We start from the raw sequence: 21,337 nt of genomic DNA, 5'->3' as shown, positions 1-21,337 counted from the left end.
CAGCGCAATGGGAGCGGCCGAAAAATACACATGATGTGTATAAAATTCTAGCTTTTTGCTGAAAACGCGCTATCTTGTCACAAAATATACACATAATAAGTGAAATATAGGGAAATAAATTTCAATCAGGCTCATATCTCACGCCTTAAGTGTTAATATCGGTGAGATTTCTGCTTTGGGAGTGGCCTGATTGTATTTGCTGGGCTTTAATCTGAATCCTGAGGGGGGATCGTATTATGACATTTCATGCACCCAAACATCCGCTGTCCTATCAACTGACAAAAAATCTGAAGCCTTTTCTGCTCGCAAGCGTTGCCCTGTCCGGCTTCGCCGCCCCTTGCGCCATGGCCGCTCCGGCGACTGATGGGCGGGTCATGATCGAAGAGGTCATGGTGACGGCAACCCGGCGCGCCGAACCGCTGCAAAAGGTACCGATCGCAGTTTCGGTCATTTCCGGCGATGTGATGTTATCCGCCAACCTGAACAACCTGCGCGATGTGTCGACCCAGATTCCGTCGCTCAATTTCCGCACCGCCGCGTCCAACAAGGACCAGGCGCTGTTCCTGCGTGGCATCGGCACCATCTCCACCTCGCCGGGCGTCGAGCCGTCGACTTCGACCGTCATCGACGGCGTGGTGATGGCCCGCCAGGGCCAGGCGACGCTCGACCTCATGGATATCGACAGCATTGAAGTGCTGCGCGGGCCTCAGGGAACTCTATTTGGCAAGAACTCCTCGGCCGGGGTGCTTAATATCATCACCAAGCGGCCGACCCAGGACCTGACCGGCTTTATCGACGCCGCCTATTATAATCGTGGCAATGAATATCGCGTGCAGGGCGGCATTTCGGGCGGTCTTGTGGAAGATAAGCTCGCGGGCTCTGTAACGGCGCTTTATGGCGATTATCAGGGCAATGTCACCAATGTCTTCGATGGCTCGACCGTCAATGGTTACACCCGCTATGGCGGCCGTGCCAAGTTGCTGTTCACGCCGAATGACGATCTGCGGATCCTGCTGTCCGCCGACTATATGCATACCAAGGATACGACCCCGCAGGGCGTCGTCGCCCAGACCTCGCTGACCGTCTTTCCAACCGGCGTGGTGAACAACTATGCAGCATTTGCAACTGCGCTGCGGCCAGTTGTCGCGAGCCTCGACAATCGTGAAATCAACAGCAACTTCTTTACCCATGCCAAGGACAAGAACTACGGTTTCTCGGGGCAGATCGACTATGATTTCGCCGGTCACACCCTGACCTCGATCACCGCTTACCGGCAATGGACGAATCTCCAGTTCCAGGATCAGGACCGGTTGCCGGGCCCCCTCGCAGCGTTCCCGCAGCAGCATGACCGCGGCGACCTCAAGTTCCACCAGATCTCGCAGGAACTGCGGCTCGCCTCGCCCCAGGATCAGTTTATCGATTATGTGGTCGGCCTGTTTTATTTCCATGGCAAGGATGAGGAAACCTATCGCCGCGACACCACAGTCGTGAGCGGCACCACATCGACCACCTATACCGGCATCGCCAATTTTGGCGTCACCAACAGCAGCTATGCGGCCTTTGGTGAAGGCAATGTCCATTTTACGGACAAGTTCCGGGCCACCGCCGGTGTGCGCGTGATGCAGGATAAAATCGACTATGACTTCGCGCGCGTGTCCACATCCCCGACGCCAGTCGCGGGGATTCAGACCAGCTTCAGCAGCACGGGCAAGAACAAGCATACGGATTATTCCAGCCGTCTTGGCCTACAGTTCGATGTCACGCCGGATGCCATGACCTATTTCACCTATGCCCGTGGCTACAAGGGTGCGGCTTATAACCTCGCCTTCAGCATGCTGCCCCAGGATACCGGGGTGTTGAAGCCGGAAACCTCCAATGCCTTTGAAATCGGCCTGAAATCCAAGCTGTTTGGCGGCGCGGTCATATTCAACATCGATGCCTATCTCGACAAGCTCAAGAATTATCAGGTGCCGTTCTTTGACATCTATAATGGCTCGCAGGTCACGCGCCTGATCAACGCGGGCAAGGTCTCGACCCGTGGCGTCGAAGCTGAAATGACGGCGCGGCCGACGGAAGAACTGACACTGACCTGGGCGCTTGCTTACACCAAGGCGCGAGTCGATGAATTCAAGTGTCCCGTCGGGACGGCGGCATCGTGCCAGATCAATGGCAGAACTTTGCCGTTCGCACCTACCTGGCGCAGCAGTCTGCGGGCGAATTACGCCCAACCGCTGACCGATAGCCTGACATTGAACCTCGGCACCGACATCAACTGGCAGACCAAGATTCAGTACAGCCTCAACCAGACGCTGGATACCATCCAGCAGCCCTATGCAATCTGGAATGCAACCATCGGCCTTGAAACCCAAGATGGCTGGGCGGCGAATTTCCTCATCAAGAACATCACCAACAAGTCTTACTCGCCGTATCTGCAAACCTTTGGCAGCGGCCTGGTGCGATTTGTTCCCCGAGATGACCGCCGGTATTTTGGCGTCAATCTTCACAAGAACTTCTGATTATCTAGCAGCCTCGCCGCCGCCGAAAAAGACTGACAGACAACTGAAAACCAGGGCCGGAATTGGTGCCCGCCCTGGTTTAAGGTAAGGACATAATCATGACGTTGAAGACCAAAGAAATCTGGTGCGTTGCCATGTTGATTTCGGCCTGCGGTATTGGCTTAGCTCATGCGGAGAACGCCAAACCAACTCCCACAAGCCCCGTATCTTCCAGCCACACGCAGTCTCGGATCAAGGCGATCGGGCATCGTCTTGTCACGCCAAAAGCGAATGATGTGATGGTCATCGCACATCGCGCCTGCTGGCGGGAAGCACCGGAAAATTCCGTCGCGGCGATCGAGGCATGCGCCCGCATCGGTGTCGACATGGTCGAGATCGATGTGCATATCAGCTCGGACGGCCATCTTGTCATCATGCATGACGATACCGTGGACCGGACGACCAATGGCCAGGGCCTGGTGCAGGATCTGACACTAGCGCAACTGAAGGCACTTTATCTCAAGGAAGCCGAGGGCGGCGAAGGTGCTGCCCTGACCACGCATAGAATTCCGACGCTTGAGGAAGCCTTGAGCGCGGCCCGGGGGAAGGTTTTTGTCAATCTCGATGCCAAGGGGCCGAGCTTGCTGCGCGCGCTCGCGCAAGTTCGCGAACTGGGCTGGACCGACGGCATTCTGTTCAAAGGCACGGATGTCCCGCCACAAGACCTGGCCAAGTTCAAAGATGCTTATTTCATGCCCGTGGTGAAAGAAAGCTTCGGCAGCATCCAGTCGCAGCTTCCTCTTTATAAAGCCTATCGGCCGGTCGCGTTTGAAGTGGTTTATGACAGTCCCGATTATCTCGAAAAAAATGCCCGGGATGTGGTCGACAATGGCTATCGGCTGTGGGTCAACACCATGTGGGAAGGCTTGGCCGCACAGACAACCGACGCCGGGGCAAAGCAGGACCCCGATGCAAACTGGGGATACCTCGCGACAAAAGGGGTCAATATGATCCAGACCGACGATCCGCGCGGGCTGCTGGCCTATCTGCGCGCCCAAAATCTACGCGCTCCAAATCTGCACAAGGACTAGGGCGGCCAAGACCGGTCAAGGGGGGGATAAGTGATGCAACTTGCAACGATCGACATCGTCATCATCAGCATTTATGCGATCGCGATCATTGCCGTGGCGCAATGGGTCAGTCGCGATAAAAAGGGGCATAAAAAAGACAGCAAGGATTATTTCCTGGCTAGCAAGTCGTTGCCCTGGTGGGCAGTTGGGACATCACTGATCGCCGCGAATATTTCTGCCGAACAGATCATCGGCATGTCGGGCTCGGGTTTTGCCATCGGCCTGGCCATTGCCAGTTACGAATGGATGGCGGCCATCACGCTGATCATCGTCGGCAAATATTTTCTGCCAATCTTTCTGCGCGAAGGCATCTACACCATGCCGCAATATCTCGAACGCCGCTACGGGCATTCGGTGCGCATGGTCATGGCCATTTTTTGGCTCGGCGTTTATGTGTTCGTTAACCTGACCTCAATTCTGTGGCTTGGTGCTCTGGCGATCCATGCCGTCAGCGGGGTGGATGTGGTCTACAGTCTGGTTTTGCTCGGTGCGCTTGCGGCGGCTTATTCGCTCTATGGCGGGTTGAAGGCGGTAGCCCTCACTGCGGTCGTTCAAGTGGCTTTGCTGGTCATGGGCGGTCTGATCATCACCTGGCTCGCGCTGGATCACATCAGCGGCGGAGCGGGGCCGATTGCCGGCTTCATCGAATTGACGCATCGCGCGCCGGAAAAATTCCATATGATCCTGTCGCCGGATGATCCGAATTATATCAGCCTGCCGGGGCTCTCGGTGTTGCTTGGCGGCATGTGGGTCATGAATATTTCATACTGGGGCTGCAATCAGGATATCATCCAGCGCGCACTCGGCGCGAAGTCCGTCAAGGAAGCGCAAAAGGGCGTCGTTCTTGCAGTCTTCCTCAAGCTTCTGATGCCAATTTTCGTGGTGCTTCCAGGGATTGCAGCAGCTGTGATCGCGCCCGATCTCGGGGCCCCGGATCTTGCCTATCCGGAAATGATGAAACTGGTGCCGTCGGGGATCAAGGGTCTGGTGTTTGCCGCCCTGATCGCAGCGATCGTGAGCGCGCTTGGATCCTTGATGAATTCGATTTCGACCATCTTCACCATGGATCTGTACCGCCATTTCAAACCGCAAACGGAAGAACAGAACCTGGTCAAGATCGGGCGCTCCATGACGCTGCTGTCCATCACGCTGGCCGTGATCGTGACCAAGCCTCTGCTGTCGGGATTCGATCAGGCGTTCCAGTTCATTCAGGAATTCACTGGTTTCTTCACCCCCGGCATCGTTGTCCTCTTTCTGCTCGGCCTGTTCTGGAAACATGCCACGGCGAAGGGCGGCCTTGCAGCGGCTATCGGATCGGCCGTGCTGTCGGCCATCTGCAAGATCTGGTGGCCGGAGCTGCCATTCATGGATCGGGTCGGCCTTGTTTTCCTCGCGTGCCTCGCGCTTGCGGTTACAATTTCCCTCGCCGACAAAACAGACGGCGGCGTGCGCCACACCAACATCAAGGACATCAATTTCCAAACCTCCTCAGGCTATAACTTCGCGGCCCTGAGTACGGTTTTGGTGCTGACCGCGCTTTACACAACATGGTGGTGATCTGATGGTTACGCGCTTTGTCCTTCCGGCCTTCATCCTGGCCTTTGCTTTATCCTGCGGAACCGCTCAAGCTGATGAGCCGGACGTCTGGTTCGCGGCGGGCACAGCGACGGTGAAGGCGCGGCTTGCTGTCAAGCCCAACACCCGGAAAGCGAAGAATATCATTCTCTTTATCGGCGACGGCATGGGTGTCACCACGGTGACGGCAGGGCGCATTTTCGATGGTCAGTCACGCGGCGGACAGGGCGAAGAAAATGCTCTGTCGTTCGAGAATTTTCCGCATACAGCGCTGGTGAAGACCTATAACAGCAATCAGCAGGTTCCAGATTCCGCCGGCACGGCCAGCGCCATGAATACCGGCGTAAAAACCCGCGCCGGCGTGCTTGGCATCACGGCTGCGGCACATCGGGCCAATTGCAGCGAAGCCCTGGCCAATTCCGTGCCGACCTTTGCCGAACGGGCAGCGACACAAGGCAAGGCGATTGGCGTTGTGACAACGACCCGCATCACCCATGCCACGCCTGCGGCGGTTTATGCCCATTCGGCAGACCGCGAATGGGAAGGGGCGGACGATCTGCCACCTGATGCCCTGCAGCAAGGCTGCAAATCGATCGCGCAGCAATTGATCGAATTTTCACCTGGGCCCGGGATCGCGGTTGCTCTCGGCGGTGGCCGCGGAAAGTTTGACGCCAGCTTGCTCAGCAGCTGGCGCAGCAGATTTCCGGATGGGCGACTGATCGCCGACCGGACAGCGCTTGCCGCACTTGACCCCGCAAAGGCCGGGCATGTGCTCGGGCTGTTTAATAAATCGCACATGGCCTATATGCAGGACCGGACGGCGCAAACCACCGAGCCAACCTTGTCGGAGATGACGGCGAAAGCGATCGAGATCCTGTCGCACACCAAGCAGGGTTATTTCCTGATGGTAGAAGGCGGACGCATCGATCAGGCGCATCATGAAGGTGTGGCCGGAAAAGCGCTGCTGGAAGTTCAGGAGTTTTCAAAGGCCATACAGACCGCCTTTGACAAGGTCGACCTCAAAGATACCCTGATCCTGGTCACTGCGGATCACAGTCATAGCTTCACCATGGCGGGCTATCCGACACGGGGCAATCCGATCCTTGGTCTCGTCACGGAAAATGACGAGCATGGCGATCCGCTGGACGTGCCTGCACTCGCGCTGGATGGCCAGCCATTCACGACACTTGGCTATTATAATGGCCCGGGGGCAGTGACAGGCCCGAGGCCCGCGCCCTCGACCGCAGCGAACGCCAAACAGCAGGCACTGATCCCGACTGCGGATCACTTTGCAAATGCCACCAATTCTGCTGAAACCCATGGCGGCGAGGATGTGCCCCTCTATGCGGCCGGGCCCTGGTCCCATCTGGCGGACGGGGTGATCGAACAGAATGTGATCTATCACATCATGTCACATGCCTATGGTTGGCGAACGCCATAAGCCCAGATCATCTGTTTTATGGATCAGTCGGTCTCATCAGATGAACCGCTGCTGTCCGATCTGGATATTTCATCCAGCTCGACACTCTGGTCCTCGTCATTACTCTCCTCCAGAGAATTGAGGAAGGCTTCATACCTGGCCTCATCATCATCGCTGAGGACATTCTGAACCTCCTCAATGCTGACGCTCTCCCCATTTTCTTCCGAAACAAAGAAGCAATCCCAAAGCGCGTTGAGAACTTTTGTCAGCATCGGCTGGATAACAAGGAAACCGATCAATCCAACACAGGCAAGCGACCAGTCGCGGAACAGGAAAGTGGATTGGCCGCCAATACAATATTTGCGTACGTCGTCACCCGTATAGGTGCCATTCATGTTGCGCAAGATTTCCCCACCCGTGGGGCCGCAGAAATTTTCAAGGTCATAGAGCCCCGTATACCAGGTGCCGAAATTGGCAATGAGCATGCCGGTCAGGCGCGTCAGCACATTGACCCCGTTGCCCACGACATAAGGGCGGCTGGTTGCAGGGTTTGTTTCCGTGCTGAAATAGGCCTTGGCCTCTCTCTTCCAGTCCTTCGGCGGATTGATGACGATGGATCCGCCCAGACATTTTCTGAATAGAGTTTGCACCGCATAAGTGGTCATGCCACCGGCCTGAGCGGTGCAAGAGACGATCATTTGGCGCGTGCCAAGATTGGTGCTGCCAAACAGGGAGGTTACGCCACCGCCAAGCGTGCTGGTCAGGACCGTGGACAAGGGATGTCCAAGATATTGCTTCAATGTTGAAAATCGCCCGGAATCTTGCGACGTATAAAACTTCTCCCCATGGGGATTGATTAGGCTGGTGAATAGAACGCGGCCGAATTCATTGGAAAAAACAGAGAGCGCATTGCCGCTCACCATGCCGACCAGGGGATGAACGCCGAGAAAGCGAATGAAAAGACCGCTGATGATGCCAACGCCGCCGTAAGAGCAGCTGTAGATCAAGACCTCCGCCCCGATCCGTTTAAAGTAAGTCCCCGATCCGACAGCGTGAGCAATGAGAGGATCATTCTCGGTGACGCCATGGGTTGCGATATTTTTCAGAGTATCTTCGGGATTGTCATAAACGGGATGAAGGCTGATCGTTGTATTTTCCCCACTGAGATTTGCGGGGCGAAAGCGGCCCAGATTAGAGGCCACGGGAATAAAGATTATATCTTCTCTGGCGTCATTCTGCTCAGTCGAATCATCGTCTTCCAGCCGGATCATTGCCGCGCTCCATTTTCTCTGGTGTTCATTCTATGAATACTTCAGGCATCCGTAGAATGACGTTTTCACCAGCGAAATGTGATTGAATTTCAGACGGGCTCGGGCGTTGCTTAGGGAGAGATATTCTGGAAAATAAAAAAGGGACTTCATTACGAAGTCCCAGAGAATATGAGATATAAAAAATTTTTTATTTCAATCTGCAATTGTATACTCCAGAAACATGATCATCCTTACCCTTCACTTTCTCTTTTAATGAATCAATATCTACTTTAATTTTATTGATATAGATATCCAGATCCCCCTTCATATCGGGATAATCTTTAATATTATATCCAGGCTTTAATTTAAATAGATCTAGAAACTCTCTTTTCAAGAGAGGAGCTCTTTCGGCTCTCGCCTGAGTGAGGGCATAGCGTTTTTTCTCTTCTTCCTCAACTTCCTTCTTGAGTGCAGTATACTCTGCATAAGCCTTATCAAATTCCCCCCCATTACCTTCCGCGACTTTATAAAGGCGCTTTGTCCAATCCGGCAATTTGAATTCGGATGCCAGACCCTTCATATATTTTTCTTTGATCAGACTGCTGGGACGATATCTGATGTCACTTGGAAATCCATGTTTGCCGAGAGCGCCCATAAAGGCAAGGCGCAGATCTTCAGGCAGATCGGTTGTTGCATAAACAACTTTCACAAAGGAAGAATTGAGTTCTTTCGCCCGATCAACCATTGCCTTGGTTGATTGCATTTTTGAATAACCATAGCTATTCGACGCTTCGATCGTTCCCCCCATGTTGATGATAAAACCACAAATCGACAATTGATCGATATAGGAATCATCCTCGCCAAGACGACCGGCAACGGTTAAATCCTGATAACGGTCGGAAAGTCCAAAACGGGCGTTCTCGATAAGTTTTTTCAAAGCATAAGTTTCGGCTTGAGCCCCAATCACAAGATTGAGCTTATCTCCCATCACCTTTTCATATAATTTCATAAAATTATCTTGGACTGCACCCTTAATCACATTTTGTCGCCCCATCAGAAAAATTTCTGTCTTATTGTTAGCTTTGAGCAGGAGCGTAAGAGATGGAATGGCAGACATCTGATAGATCAACACATTGGTTATGTCCGAAAAACCCATGGTCCAAAGAAACATCTGGTAGGTCTGTCGTTCGATATCCTGCAATTCATTTGGGGTGAAGGAAGCCGTCTTGTAATTTTCTATCCCTATTGCGGAGTCCGTAGAAAAAGGTAAATCTTTGGTATGCTTCTTGAAGTCATGCCATCCAAAGGCCTTGATTTCATTGATTTGAACGTCTCCGTTCGACTCCGATTCAGCATTCCCGCTCGCCAGCAGAACATTCGGCCTGATTTCCCGGATTTTTTTACGAGCAGCTTCCAGATCAAGCCTAGTCTGCTTGGCATAATTGACCACAAGATCTTCAACGCCGCCATGAAGAAGAAAAGGATAGATCTTGAGAACGACATGATCCCTATATTTGGGCTGCTCGCCAATTAGCTTGATCAGAGCAATCGGTGCATCATTTCTAGAATCAATATAGAGCGTCATCTCCGGCATGAGCTCATGAACAACCGCCAGAACATCATCTGTGCGCATGATGTTAACGATACCTGTCTTTTCCACATCTGGATTAGGACCAATGGGATTGAGAATATCGATCTTGGTCGCTTTGATGTCGTCAAAGTTCAGGTCCTGCACCTTGACCGGCCCATCGTTATAATTTCCCGTAGTACTGTTTGTCGTAAGTTCATGGATCACAATGCTGACATGATCCTTGGTTGAGAGAACATCAAACTCGACCGAACGGATGCCGACGACATAAGCGTTGACGATGGCGGCCAGAGAGTTTTGCGGAATTCCATAGGCGTTATTATAGAGCCCCCGATGAGTGTTGAATTGAAAATTATCACTTATGAACTTGTTATCCTGGATAAGTCTGTCAACCGGGGCAAGTCCAGCATGAGATTTCATACCCTCTATGAAGACGTCGTTTTGTTTAACACTTGCGACCACGGATCGCTCTTCTTCATATACCGATTCCGTCCTGTCCTCTTTTGCGTATTTTATGATGTTATCGATCTCTTCCTCTTTGAGACCTTCATATGCATCCTTAAACTCTTTAATACCTATCCTCAGCTCCCCGATTTTTTTATTTCTTCCTACTTCATCTAACGGAAGCGGCTTGGAAAGCTCAACGATCAGATGATGAAATTTAGTGCCCATAACATGGCTGGAGATAAGGCTTGAATAGGCGCCATAGCGGAATTTTCCTTGCCAAAGTAGTTCTTTATCCGGCGAGGGCCGCGCTTCATATTTATTTGCCTGAGCCGGCAGGGAGGTTATGAGAAGTAGAAAGAGAAAACAGGACATAGAGAAAGCGGTATGCAATCTCTGTGTCAGTGATGAGAACGGGCGTTCTGAGCAGATGAATAGTTTTAGCAGCATTTTAAACCCCTATATTTTGCATCTGTTTTTTGGTCTGCCGTGAAAAGCGAGTGCCTGTGACGGTGCTGACTGATCGGCCATATTCCCTGCCGACGTCTCTTTGCAGTGCAGAATCTCACATCCTAAAACGGGACAACCCGCCGGATTTTGATGAACGGCAGGAGTCTTTTCCGAATTCACAGTCACGACGGCTGAAGTTGGATTTTGTGATGACAGAAAAAAGCGGCGCGCCTTGTGTTAACGAATAGGCTCTTTCGCAGCGGCAGGTATCTGTACTGATATGAAGCTCGCGTCCGGACTATTCCGGGTTTTCTAAGGGCTAGAGCAATTGGCCAAAGGGCCATTGACTTCAAGCGCCTCAGGTTTACCCTTTATCTCAAGGCACCTTTGGAGGACATGTTGCATGTCGGTACAATTGAACCACACCATTGTTTCGTGCCGCGATAAAACTCAATCTGCGGCGTTTCTGACCGATATCCTCGGCCGCCCGCCAGCGACGACGTTCGGACCTTTTCTGGTCGTCGAACTCGATAACGGCGTTTCGCTGGATTTCTGGGATGCTGATGGCGCCATCACACCGCAGCATTACGCCTTTTTGATCGGCGAGGCGGAATTCGACGCCGTATACGCCCGTATCCAGGCGAACAACCAGACCTATTGGGCCGACCCGGGACGTTCGCAGGCGAATGAAATCAACAGGCGAGACGGGGGGCGTGGATTCTATTTCGAGGATCCGGACGGGCATTTTCTCGAAGTCCTCACCCGCCCCTATGGCAGCCGCTGAGACGCTCAGGCGAGGCGATCGCAAAATGCTTTGGTGAAATGGGACAGACTATTGAAGCCGGTGCCAAAGGCGACTTACGAGATATGGAGCCCGGTCTGCCGACGGCTCCCGCTGCCAAGCGAAATTAGAGCCGAGGGAACCACAGTGATGACGGCAAATACGCTCGTCGCCGTTGCCTAAGGCGCACCGCCCTTGACCATACGTTTTCCCAAGGCGACGTACCTGCAGTTATTCCAGACCATTTGTGGGCCGTTCTGCAGGAGCATAAGGACAGATTTTATCACCAGATCGACGACGATGAGCCCCACCCATGGCGAGTTTCATGGATGGAGCGTTAGAAGGGTACGCAGAGGCCAAGGGCCATCCTGTAACGCATTTATTTATATGAATTTATTCTGGAAAAAAGATATTGGCGGAGAGGGTGTCCGGCATATATTGAGATTAACATACTGATATTATTATAATTTATGTGCCTTCAACTCGGCCATGCCATATAATGTACCATATCGGATTTTACATGCCGATCAGCCGCTTCACAAAAGCATGGTACGCCATTAGCTATGCAAGTCGTGACTGAACCCCGAGCCAAAGACGCATAAACAAAATGCCCATCTCGCTCATTCGGCACCTGCGGCCGCCAAGGCGTTGGGTTGATACTCTGCGTGCGCTTATAACAACGCTGAGGTAATGCCATAGACTTGCCCCCGACGAAGGAACGCCGCTTTCGCGCCTTCGAGAATCGCACAAGCCGCTTCCTTCATGGCTGTGTCATCGATCGAGCCACGTGCAATAATCGTTGATCGCTCGCTTGTCGCTTTGAGTACTACGATCTGTTCAGCATCGCCGAGTACGGCGATGTTAGGGTTGTGCGTCACAATGATGATCTGCCGGCGCTCCTTCGCCATGCGAATCACAGGCACGAGCTGCGAGTATATGAATTCGCTGTCCAGATTGTCCTCGGGCTGGTCGATCAACAGAGGGTTGGTACCATCTGACGACAGCATGAGTGCCAGAAGTACCGATTGCTGCTGGCCTAACGAGAGCTGGCTGAACTCTCTCATAAGAAACTTCTTATTGCCCGCGCCGTCCTCGTGTGGCCGCGTCACCGTCAGCTTGGGTCGATCAAACACCCGGACGGCCTCAAGCCGGGAGAGGTTGCCCGGCTCCTGAAAGCGTTTAATGATCTCGTCGGCCTCCCCCTTGTTGAACAACGCGATATCATCCGCCGTATGCACCGCTTGGATTGTCTGTGTATCCTTGTTGCGGATTGCGGTAATCAGCCTCGGTACGGTCAGCTTCTGAGTTAAGCACATTGCCCGTGGCACCTGTGTTGTGCGCCAACCCATAACTTCGACTAGAAGCTCGTGCGCCTCCGGCGAGAAGCCGCTTTCCTCAAACTTCAACGTAACATTGAGATCGGACAGTGCGGCACGCAGCTTTGCCGTCGCGACGCTGGCAAATTTCTTCCTCTTAGCGGTAATTGCCTTCCGTGATGCCCAACGGTCCGCAATTAACCTATCTCGCGTTGCCTCGAGCGTCGTTAGATGTGGCACCCATGTTTGCAGATTGCTAATTTCAGTAGTATATTTCGCCTCGTCCTTCGTTAACTTGGCAATGTAATCCATGTCGACAATGATGCCCTGTGCCTCAAGTGCCGCCTTCTGGGTCTGCAGAGCGGCTAGCAGTGTTTTCTCCTTCTCGGCCCACGCATCGATCTTCTGCTCCACGATGGTCGAGAGCGTCGTCGAACAAAGGGCGAGTATGTTTTCCGATTTCTCCAAGCCTGCCTCAAAGGCATCAGACTCTTTTTTTATGGCAAGGAACTCGTCCTTCCCGACCACTAGCGTCGTTGGATCAGCTGCAGCGCGAAGTTTGGTTAGGGCTTCCTTCACCTGCTTATAGTCGAGGCTGTTCGCGATCGTTCGAGCGAATGAGACAATCTGCGCGCGCGACTGCCGCTCGCCTTGGAGCTGACGGCTGGTCTGGATGATCTCCTTGGCCTTACCGTCAGTGAATTTCTTGATCTGCTGCCGTACGATTCCGAGGTCGCGCGTGTATTGGGGGATAAGCGCTATCTTCGTTCGGGCCCCGGCGATCTCGCCTTCGACCGCAATGATCGCGGTGCGCGCCTTCTCCTCGGCGGCGATTTCCTCGGCGACATCAGTGAACCGATCTAGATAAGAGAGCAATGCGCCAGGATCATCCTGCGCCTTTTGGCTGATTCTCTGCGTCTCACCTTGACCGTAGCATTCGATCGGCAACACCTCCGGTCCACTTAACGGGTCGTGAAGATTTATCCCGACCTGATCGCCCTTACTGCAAAACAGCCGATGCGCCGCGCTAGCCTGATCGACATAAGCGAGGTCAATCCGATCAGGCCAGACATCCGAATTGATAACACTGTTGCCACTCGGATAGCCGGAAAAGAAGCGCAGTGCTTCAAACATGGTCGACTTTCCAGTGCCCCGCCCGCCGATAATACAGGTGAGATTGGGGCTGAAGTGAATCGCTTGATCCTGTAGGAAGCAGCCGTTGAGGCGGATACCAAGCAGCATCGGAACCTGCTTCGGCACCTCGTCTTCCAAGCGAACACGCGCGTCAGCATTCAAGAGCGCATAACGCAGAGCGTCGAAGCTTAGCCGCTGCACCTTGTAGCGGGTGACCTTCGCGTCGCCTTTAGCATTGCGTCCAAGGGACTTGAGCGTGTGCGAATCCGAGTTGAGTACACGGGCTAGTGGCATCAGGCTTCCGCCGTTCCGAGTGGCTCGATCGCGGCCAATCCCAGCACGCACGCTGTCCGGATCTCCATCCGTAAAGGTAATGACCGACATGGCCGACCTCAACTCGATCGCCAGCAGGGCCGGATGGCACACGATGTCCACTTTATGTGGGCTTCCGCCCGGCACTTCAGTATCAAGGCCTTTAGGGGCATCAACATGCGCCAAGATGCCGAAACCGCCCAGCGGAGCCAACCGATTGAGACAGTCCGCCATGCTGTTCTCGACACGCGAGTTTGCTGTGCCGCGATCGTGAACTGTGAGCTGGCTATAAAATTTTTGGAGCTGATCGATGTCGGGCAGATAGCAGAGCAGATGTCCTTGAATGGTGCTCAGTTCGATTGCCGGCACCACGAGGATCGGCTTATTAGCCGCAGCGGCAATGCCCGCAATGGCCCCTCCTATCTCATTATGGTCGGCGATCGCGATGATGCTGAGGCCTTCCTTCACCGCTTCATCAACAATCGCGGCAGGAGTTGCTAACGGATCGCTGACGTCATGCGATCCAGCGTTGCTGTGGATATGCAGGTCGCCCCGGACGAAGCTGGCCCCCCTGGTCAGCTCTGTTACATCCCCAAAATCATCGAGCACGCTCACAATACTCTCCCCCGCCTCATGCGTCTGCTACAATAGGACTAAATACCATCGGCATACCGATCAAGCTGCCCAACCCGTCTTTCCTCTCCGCTTAACACCAACGATGTCTAGACCTCAGGGCTCAAACCGGAGCCATATACGGCCTAGTAAGCAGGGGCTGCACGGGAAAAACCTAACAAACCTAACATTGTTTTAATTTCAATAGCTTAAAACATAACAAATAACCCAACATAAACATAACAATGTTAGCTTTATAAAACCTAACATTTCGAAAATAGAAACACCTTATATTTCAACTAGGTAACGAAAATAGACTACTTATGTTAGGTATATGTTAGTTACAAAAACTAACATGAAAAAACGCAGTTTTCTGCGGGTTACAGGCTTAAAAAAATGCTCTGTTAGCAATGTTAGGTATTTCCCCGACACCCCCTCTTTCCGACCGCTAAATTTTCTCCGTGCAAATGCGCTCAGAATGCCGCCAAACCTTGCGTCAAAGCGCATCACCTCATCACCCGTCGGCCATCCCACACCCGCCCGCACTACTGCTTATATCCGCCGGCTTCAACTGCCCCTCTTTTGATGCATAAATAGCGACCCATAAAGCGCGCGGGCGTGGCGGGGGTTAAAGCGCGCGGCTTGGGGGGCCGGAGGTGCCGGGTCGCAGCGGGGCGTGGATCTGCGGGCCACACGGCCGGTTGAGGCCTAAGCGGCTGCACTGCTGTAGGCAAAATCCGTAGCACGGCGCGCAATATTATTACTCGACCAGACGCAAAAGAACGCTTGTATCGTTTGCAGTAATAAAATGGCCATAGGGCTAGACTTTTGGCTTGCGTGGGATAACCTTTTGAAATCACAGAGATCAGAAGGAATTTTCCGTGTCGAATGGACCTAAGGAAATCACCCCAAAAGCCATTAGAATCAATGTATTAGCCGCAAAATCGACGGGCAAGGAAATCACCCCTACTCAGGGTGTTCTGCCTCTGGGAATCGAAAAGGCTGGCGACTTTGGTGAGATCGGCATGGGCGTTCTTTCCGATGGAACTCCCTATTTGAGCCAGCGCGGCCTTGCGGTTCTGTGTGGTGTTGAGAACGCACATATCGGCACCATCAGCTCCCAATGGAATGAGGGAGAGCCGAAGCCTCGCATTCAAAAAGTTAAGGCAATTCTTGAAAGCGCTGGTCTATCCGCTTCCTTTGCGCACGTTGAGATCATACATGGTGGGAATAAACATTATTGCTACCCCGCCGAAGTGTGTCTCGCGATCCTTGAATATTATGCCTTCGACGCTGGCAACAATGTGCAACAACAGGCTCGCCAGAACTTCCGCCTTCTTGCAGGTTCAAAACTCCGAGATATGATCTACCAGCAGGTAGGTTATGACCCTTCCGGGGCCGACCGCTTTAAGAAATGGCACGACCGTATCGCATTGAACCACCAGTCTGCCCCCAAGGGCTACTTCCACGTTTTCAACGAAGCCCACACCATAATCTACGAACTGATTATTGCCGGGGCAGAGATCGGCGCAAAGACAGTAGTTGATATATCAATTGGGCAGCACTGGGGGCGCTACTGGGAAGACAACAATCTTGAATCTGAGTTTGGCCCGCGAAAGAAGTATCCCCATCGCTATCCTGACGATCATCCGCAGGCAAAGTCCAATCCGCAGGAGTCTTGGTGCTATCCGATTAACGCCCTTGGACCTTATCGCCAATGGATCCAAGATGAGTACATCGAGGGCGGTAAGTTTAAAGGATATCTAGACGGTAAGGTAAAGAAGGGTGAATTACCTCCCTCAGTTGCACAGCTAGCAATTGCTACTTTGACCAATGAAGCTCTTCCTGCACCTCAGTAGGCGCCCCGATTCCGAGGCTAGGACGGACGAAAAAAACCGGGGCTTTGAGAGCCCCGACACAAGGTAGTATATTGTTTTCACCGTATAATTTTGACAGGCTTTTCTATGCTGCAGCGGCGCTTTTCTCCCGTGGTTTCCACGTCACCGCGGCCTCACCGAGCCAGTCGTTCATGGCTTCGAATTCGCGCATGAGGGGCTGGATCTCCAATTCATAGAAGGCATCCACGGCCTCGGTTACCTTGCCGAAGCCGCCGGCGTTCGTTGGCACGATGCCGAGCAGCTGGGGCGGGACGCGGTGCGCGGCGAGCACGTCATCACGCGTCGTGTTCTTGATGCCGAGGAATTCATCCTTTGCCGCCACCTCGGCGACCGGCAGCAGCTTGATGCCGTCGACTTTGCCGTTCGGCGCATGGATGAACAGGTTGCGGAAATTTCCCGGCCCTTTCGATTTCTTCAAAGCCACCCGGATCGCATCGACGTCGCCCTCGGCAAAGTCGCCGGTCGCGTAGAGGATAAACCCGGCATGGGACCCGTTCTGGTAATATTTGCGGCGGAACAGTGTGGCGCTCTCATTGAGGAGCGAGGCATTGAGCGCACTCAGATATTCCGGCAGGCCATAGATCTCCTGATTAAGCTCGGGCTGGCGCAGATGGCAGATCGAGCCGCGCCGGAATTCGATCGGATCGGTCGGGCCTTGCAAGAAAAACCAGCTGCCCTCTTTGACGCCGCGCCGGACATATTTCGCCATGGCATGCTGCAAGCTCAGCGGTTCGCCCAGCATGTTGTTCCGGCGCTCGGCATAGCAATTCCCGAACACCAGATAATCCTGGACCATGGCCTTGAAGGTGGCGCGGTCGAGGATGGCGGATGGTACAAACGCCCCGACCAGCAGATTGCGCTTAAGCTGGATGGCGCTCGCGTGATGCGGGCTTGCATGGAAGGCGCGCGCCAGACCGTCGAGCGACAGCGGCGGCTCGTACCAGCGGCCGTTCGTCATGCATTGCAGCTGATCGAGCAGCATGCGGCGATCGAGCACGGGCTCGGGATCGCCGAAACTGAACACCAAGGGGCCACGCTGCGGTTCGTCCTGATCGGTCGCGGTCATCAGATAATCTCCATTGTGCCGGTCGGCTTGGCCTTGCCGTCGAGCGGTTCATTCAAAAGGATGTGCATGGTCGCCCATGCGAGGTCGGCGTGGCTGGTCACCGCACCGCGCCCGGCCTTGAAAGTCACGGAGCGCCCGCTGGCGGTCAGCGTTTTCTTGATGGCGACAAACGAGCCGATCAGATCAACCCAGCTGGCGTCGAAGGCGATACGGCCCCGCGTGATGATGTTCTGGGCCTTCATGATCATCTGCGCCTTGACCTCGATCGAGTAATCAATGCGCACGGCGCGCGGGAACCATTTGCTGACGAGCTGCCAGACCGCCGCACCGACGCCGGTCGCATCGATGCCGATGTAGGTGCAATTGTAGCGGCTCAGAACCGCCCGAATGAATTCCGCCTGCTGTTCGAAGTCGAGGCCGCGCAGCTGATGGCGCTCAAGCACGCGGAACGTGCCGCCGGGCAAGGCAGGCGGCGCGGCGATCACCAACGCCGCATTGTCACCGTCCATACTTTCTTGCGGATCATAACCCGCCCAGACCTGCGCATTGCCGAACGGCCGATCGGCGTAAGGCTGGAAATCGACCCAATCGACAAGGCTGTCACAGCCGCAGGCGACCAGATCATTAAACCGGAAAGCCGACAGGCTATCGTCGACGAATTCGCACATGAGCAGATTGGCGAATTCATCGGCCGCATATTCGTCGCGCAGTTCGTCAATATCGAACAGGTCGCAGCCGCCGGCCTCGGCGTCCTCGATCGTCACCACATGCCGCCAGATGCGATCGGCACCGAGCACGCCATGTTTCAACGCGGCGGCACTTACGTCGATCTCGACCCGATCGGCCTTTTTCCGTTTCCGGTTGCGGCGCTCGCCCGTCCAATAGGGATGCGCGTCATGGGCGATTGTTGACGGCGTCGAGAAGTAGGTTTTGCGCCATTTCTTGTGCATCGCCATGCCCGAGGCGACCTTGTTCAGCTCCTCGAACCCATGGACCCAAAAGAATTCATCGAAATAGAAATTGCCGTGGCGGCCCTGCGCCGTGCGGTAATTGGTGCCAAGGAAATGCAGCTCGGCCGCCGGTTCGGTTTCGCCGACCAGCTCCGACGTGATCAGCATCGGATCGCCGGCCAGATCGACCCCGACCAGCTTAGCAAAGGCGACGATATAGCTGCGGAACTGATGCGCCTGCGCCTTCGAGGCCGACAGAAAAATCTGGTTTCGTCCGGTTTCGACCGCGTCGATCAAGGCTTCAAAGGCGAAATAATAGGTCGCGCCGATCTGCCGCGACTTCAGGATCATGCGCGTGCGCTGATCGTGGTTCGCCAGCCATGTGCGCTGATAATCAAACAGCCCGGCCTCGAAGATCCGGCGCAGTTCGACCGCCTGATCGGCGGTGAAATGATTGCGCTTTGGCTTTTTCCTCGGCCCGGCGTTGCGCTTGCCGATATTCTCGTTGAGGTCGCCCTCGTGACCGCCCGGTGCTTCATAGCGGCGCACCCGCGCAAGCGTGGCGATCTGCCGGCCGAGCAGGTCGATTTCCTTGAAATCGCCGCCGGTCTTCGACTCCTTCATAACCAGCGCCATGAAGCGGACTTCAAGGCAGTCTTCGAGCTTGGCAATGCTTGGCGCATCGTCCCATTTGTCGCGCTGTTTCCAGCTCTCGACAGTCGGTCGTTTAAGATCCAGCTCTTCGGCAATCTGGCTCACACCCCACCCGCGCCAATAGAGCGAGCGCGCCTGTCGACGCGCGTCGAACGGCGAGGTGACCGGCATGGCAGGAATGAGGGACGGCTTTGTCATCCGGGCCATGATTGCCGCTCAGGCCCTGCAACACGCATAGGCCGCGTGTGGAGAGGTGGCCTGTCCATATGCAACGGCTTGAGCTGACAGCCGAATTTAAGCCTCCTGATGACTGACCCAACTTCGCATCAGCACAGGGACCGCCGCCCCATGGCAAAAAAGACCAAATTCCTCCGCATCGCCGTCGAAGGTGCCACCACTGACGGCCGCGTCATTGAGCGTTCGTGGATCGAGCAAATGGCCGCCGCCTACAATCCCGCGACCTACACCGCCCGCATCAATTGCGAACATGTTCACGGTTATTCACCATTGCCGCCGTTCAATGCTTACGGCTCAGTTCTTGCCCTGAAGGCCGAAGAATTCGACATCGAGATCGATGGCAAGACCGAGCGCCGCCTTGCTCTGCTGGCCCAGCTCGAAGCCAACGACCAGCTCGTCGAAATGGTCAAAAGCGACCAGAAGATTTTCACCAGCTGCGAGATCGCGCCGAATTTCGCCGGCACTGGCAAGGCCGGTCTGGTCGGCCTCGCCATCACCGACAATCCGGCCTCACTCGGCACCGAAGTTTTGAGCTTCGCGGCTTTCAAGCCACTGCTCACCGCGCTCAAGGCCGATCCGTCCAATCTGTTCAGTGCTGCCGCAGAGGCGGCGATCGAGCTTGACGACACCCCGGCGCAGACGCTTGAAACCGGCCTCGTCGCCGCGATCAAGGCGATCTTCTCGACCGCCCCTGCCGCGCCTGCGGTTCCTGCCGCTCCTGCTTTGCCAGCCCAGCCCGCACCCGCGAACGACAATCTTGCCGCCATCGCCGATCAGCTTGGCGTCACCTTTTCGGCTGCCCTCACCGCTCACGCTGCCCGCACCGACGCCGCGATTTTGGCCCTCAGCGGCGAAATGAAGGCGCTGACCACCAAACTCGAAAAGGCCGAAGCCCCCGGTTTCCGTCGCCAGCCCGCCGCTGGCGGCACCGGCGAAGTCGCAACCGATTGCTGATCACCAGCCCCTCACCTCTGATCCGAAAGGCCCCCGATGAAGCCCGATACCCGCGCCCGTTTCACCTCCTATTGCAGCCAGATCGCACTGCTCAATGCGACCGACGACGTGAGCCTGAAATTTTCGGTCACTCCCGAAGTCCAGCAGACGCTCGAAACCAAAATTCAGGAATCGAGCGAATTCCTGAAACTGGTCAACATCATCGGCGTCGATGATCAGGAAGGCGACAAGCTCGGGCTGTCCATTTCCGGCCCCGTGGCCGGCCGCACCGATACCAGCGGCGGCACCAAGCGCGGCACCGTCGATCCGACCAGCCTTGAAGCACATCCCTATCGCTGCGAAAAAACCAACAGCGACACGCACCTGACTTACGCCAAACTCGACGCCTGGGCAAAATTCAGCGACTTCCAGACCCGCCTGCGCGATGTGATCATCCAGCGTCAAGGCCTCGACCGCATCATGATCGGCTGGAATGGCACGAGCGTGGCCGCCACCACGAACAAAACCACGAGCCCGCTGTTGCAGGACGTGAACAAAGGCTGGCTCCAGCAGATCCGCGCCAATGCCCCCCAGCGCCATATGAAGCAGGGCGAACTTGCCGCAAACAAGATTTATGTGGGTGCCGGCACCCCGGCCGAGGTGGACTATCTCAACCTCGACGCCTTGGCCTATGACGCCATGCAGCTGCTTGACCCCTGGGCGCGCGAAGATCCTGAGCTTGTGGTCATTGTCGGCAGCGACCTGATGCATGACAAATATTTCCCGCTGATCAACAAGGCCGGCGATACGGCGACCGAAGTCGTGGCGCGAGACGCCATCCTGCGGTCGGCCAAACAGCTCGCCGGCAAGCCCGCAATCAGCGTGCCGTACTTCCCGGCGAACGCGATGCTCGTCACCAAGCTGTCGAACCTGTCGATCTATTGGCAGAACGGCACCCGCCGCCGTCATCTCATCGAAGCGCCGGACGAGGATCGCATCAAGAATTTCGAAAGCTGGAATGAAGCCTATGTCGTCGAAGACTATGGTTTCGCCTCGTTTGTCGAGAACATCGTCATGGGCAAGAAAGTCTGA

13 protein-coding genes are annotated in these 21,337 nt (G+C 54.8%); 8 read left to right on the top strand and 5 right to left on the bottom strand.

Going from position 1 to position 21,337, the window contains the following annotated elements:
* The first annotated feature begins 236 nt into the window (after positions 1–236).
* The 4 genes from NYP16_RS02455 to NYP16_RS02440 all read left to right on the top strand — a co-directional run bounded on the left by NYP16_RS02455 (position 237) and on the right by NYP16_RS02440 (position 6,641).
* Positions 237–2,516, top strand: a complete 2,280-nt coding sequence (locus NYP16_RS02455) for a TonB-dependent receptor (protein WP_274942524.1) — start codon at positions 237–239, stop codon at positions 2,514–2,516.
* 98 nt (positions 2,517–2,614) lie between these two features.
* A complete protein-coding gene (locus tag NYP16_RS02450) occupies positions 2,615–3,586 on the top strand; it encodes a glycerophosphodiester phosphodiesterase family protein (RefSeq protein ID WP_274942523.1) in 972 nt (323 codons plus the stop codon).
* 33 nt (positions 3,587–3,619) lie between these two features.
* Positions 3,620–5,182 (top strand): sodium/sugar symporter, encoded by a 1,563-nt coding sequence (locus tag NYP16_RS02445; RefSeq protein WP_274942989.1) that lies wholly within the window; start codon positions 3,620–3,622, stop codon positions 5,180–5,182.
* Positions 5,183–5,186: 4 nt separating this feature from the next.
* On the top strand, positions 5,187–6,641 hold the full coding sequence (locus tag NYP16_RS02440; protein WP_274942522.1) for an alkaline phosphatase: 1,455 nt from the start codon (positions 5,187–5,189) through the stop codon (positions 6,639–6,641).
* Between the two features lie 23 nt (positions 6,642–6,664).
* Here the strand turns inward: NYP16_RS02440 and NYP16_RS02435 are convergent, their stop codons facing one another.
* Complete coding sequence (locus tag NYP16_RS02435) at positions 6,665–7,891, bottom strand: hypothetical protein (protein ID WP_274942521.1); 1,227 nt, start codon at positions 7,889–7,891, stop codon at positions 6,665–6,667.
* A gap of 187 nt (positions 7,892–8,078) precedes the next feature.
* Positions 8,079–10,352: a glycerophosphodiester phosphodiesterase family protein gene (locus NYP16_RS02430; RefSeq protein ID WP_274942520.1), complete on the bottom strand. Its 2,274-nt coding sequence runs from the start codon at positions 10,350–10,352 to the stop codon at positions 8,079–8,081.
* Between the two features lie 403 nt (positions 10,353–10,755).
* Here NYP16_RS02430 and NYP16_RS02425 point away from each other — a divergent pair, with 403 nt between their 5' ends.
* A complete protein-coding gene (locus NYP16_RS02425) occupies positions 10,756–11,136 on the top strand; it encodes a VOC family protein (RefSeq protein WP_274942519.1) in 381 nt (126 codons plus the stop codon).
* A gap of 668 nt (positions 11,137–11,804) precedes the next feature.
* Here the strand turns inward: NYP16_RS02425 and NYP16_RS02420 are convergent.
* Entirely contained in the window at positions 11,805–14,510 is a 2,706-nt protein-coding gene (locus NYP16_RS02420; protein WP_274942518.1) for a TrlF family AAA-like ATPase, read from the bottom strand.
* Between the two features lie 878 nt (positions 14,511–15,388).
* Between NYP16_RS02420 and NYP16_RS02415 the strand changes: the two genes are divergently transcribed.
* On the top strand, positions 15,389–16,366 hold the full coding sequence (locus NYP16_RS02415) for a hypothetical protein (protein WP_274942517.1): 978 nt from the start codon (positions 15,389–15,391) through the stop codon (positions 16,364–16,366).
* 103 nt (positions 16,367–16,469) lie between these two features.
* Here the strand turns inward: NYP16_RS02415 and NYP16_RS02410 are convergent, their stop codons facing one another.
* Entirely contained in the window at positions 16,470–17,471 is a 1,002-nt protein-coding gene (locus NYP16_RS02410) for a phage portal protein (RefSeq protein ID WP_274942516.1), read from the bottom strand.
* Positions 17,471–19,282 carry a terminase large subunit domain-containing protein gene (locus tag NYP16_RS02405; protein ID WP_274942515.1) on the bottom strand — a complete coding sequence of 604 codons (1,812 nt, stop codon included), beginning with the start codon at positions 19,280–19,282 and terminating at the stop codon, positions 17,471–17,473. The genes NYP16_RS02410 and NYP16_RS02405 overlap by 1 nt, the downstream gene beginning before the upstream one ends.
* 141 nt (positions 19,283–19,423) lie before the next feature.
* Here NYP16_RS02405 and NYP16_RS02400 point away from each other — a divergent pair, with 141 nt between their 5' ends.
* Both NYP16_RS02400 and NYP16_RS02395 read left to right on the top strand, forming a co-directional pair.
* Positions 19,424–20,266 (top strand): GPO family capsid scaffolding protein, encoded by an 843-nt coding sequence (locus NYP16_RS02400; RefSeq protein WP_274942514.1) that lies wholly within the window; start codon positions 19,424–19,426, stop codon positions 20,264–20,266.
* Positions 20,267–20,302: 36 nt separating this feature from the next.
* Positions 20,303–21,337 carry a phage major capsid protein, P2 family gene (locus NYP16_RS02395; RefSeq protein ID WP_274942513.1) on the top strand — a complete coding sequence of 345 codons (1,035 nt, stop codon included), beginning with the start codon at positions 20,303–20,305 and terminating at the stop codon, positions 21,335–21,337.

The organism is Govania unica (genome assembly GCF_027920805.1).
GTDB classification, from domain to species: Bacteria; Pseudomonadota; Alphaproteobacteria; order Sphingomonadales; family Govanellaceae; genus Govanella; species Govanella unica.
The sequence above is the reverse complement of the archived record's forward strand: the minus strand, read 5'-3'. Positions and strand labels throughout refer to the sequence as shown.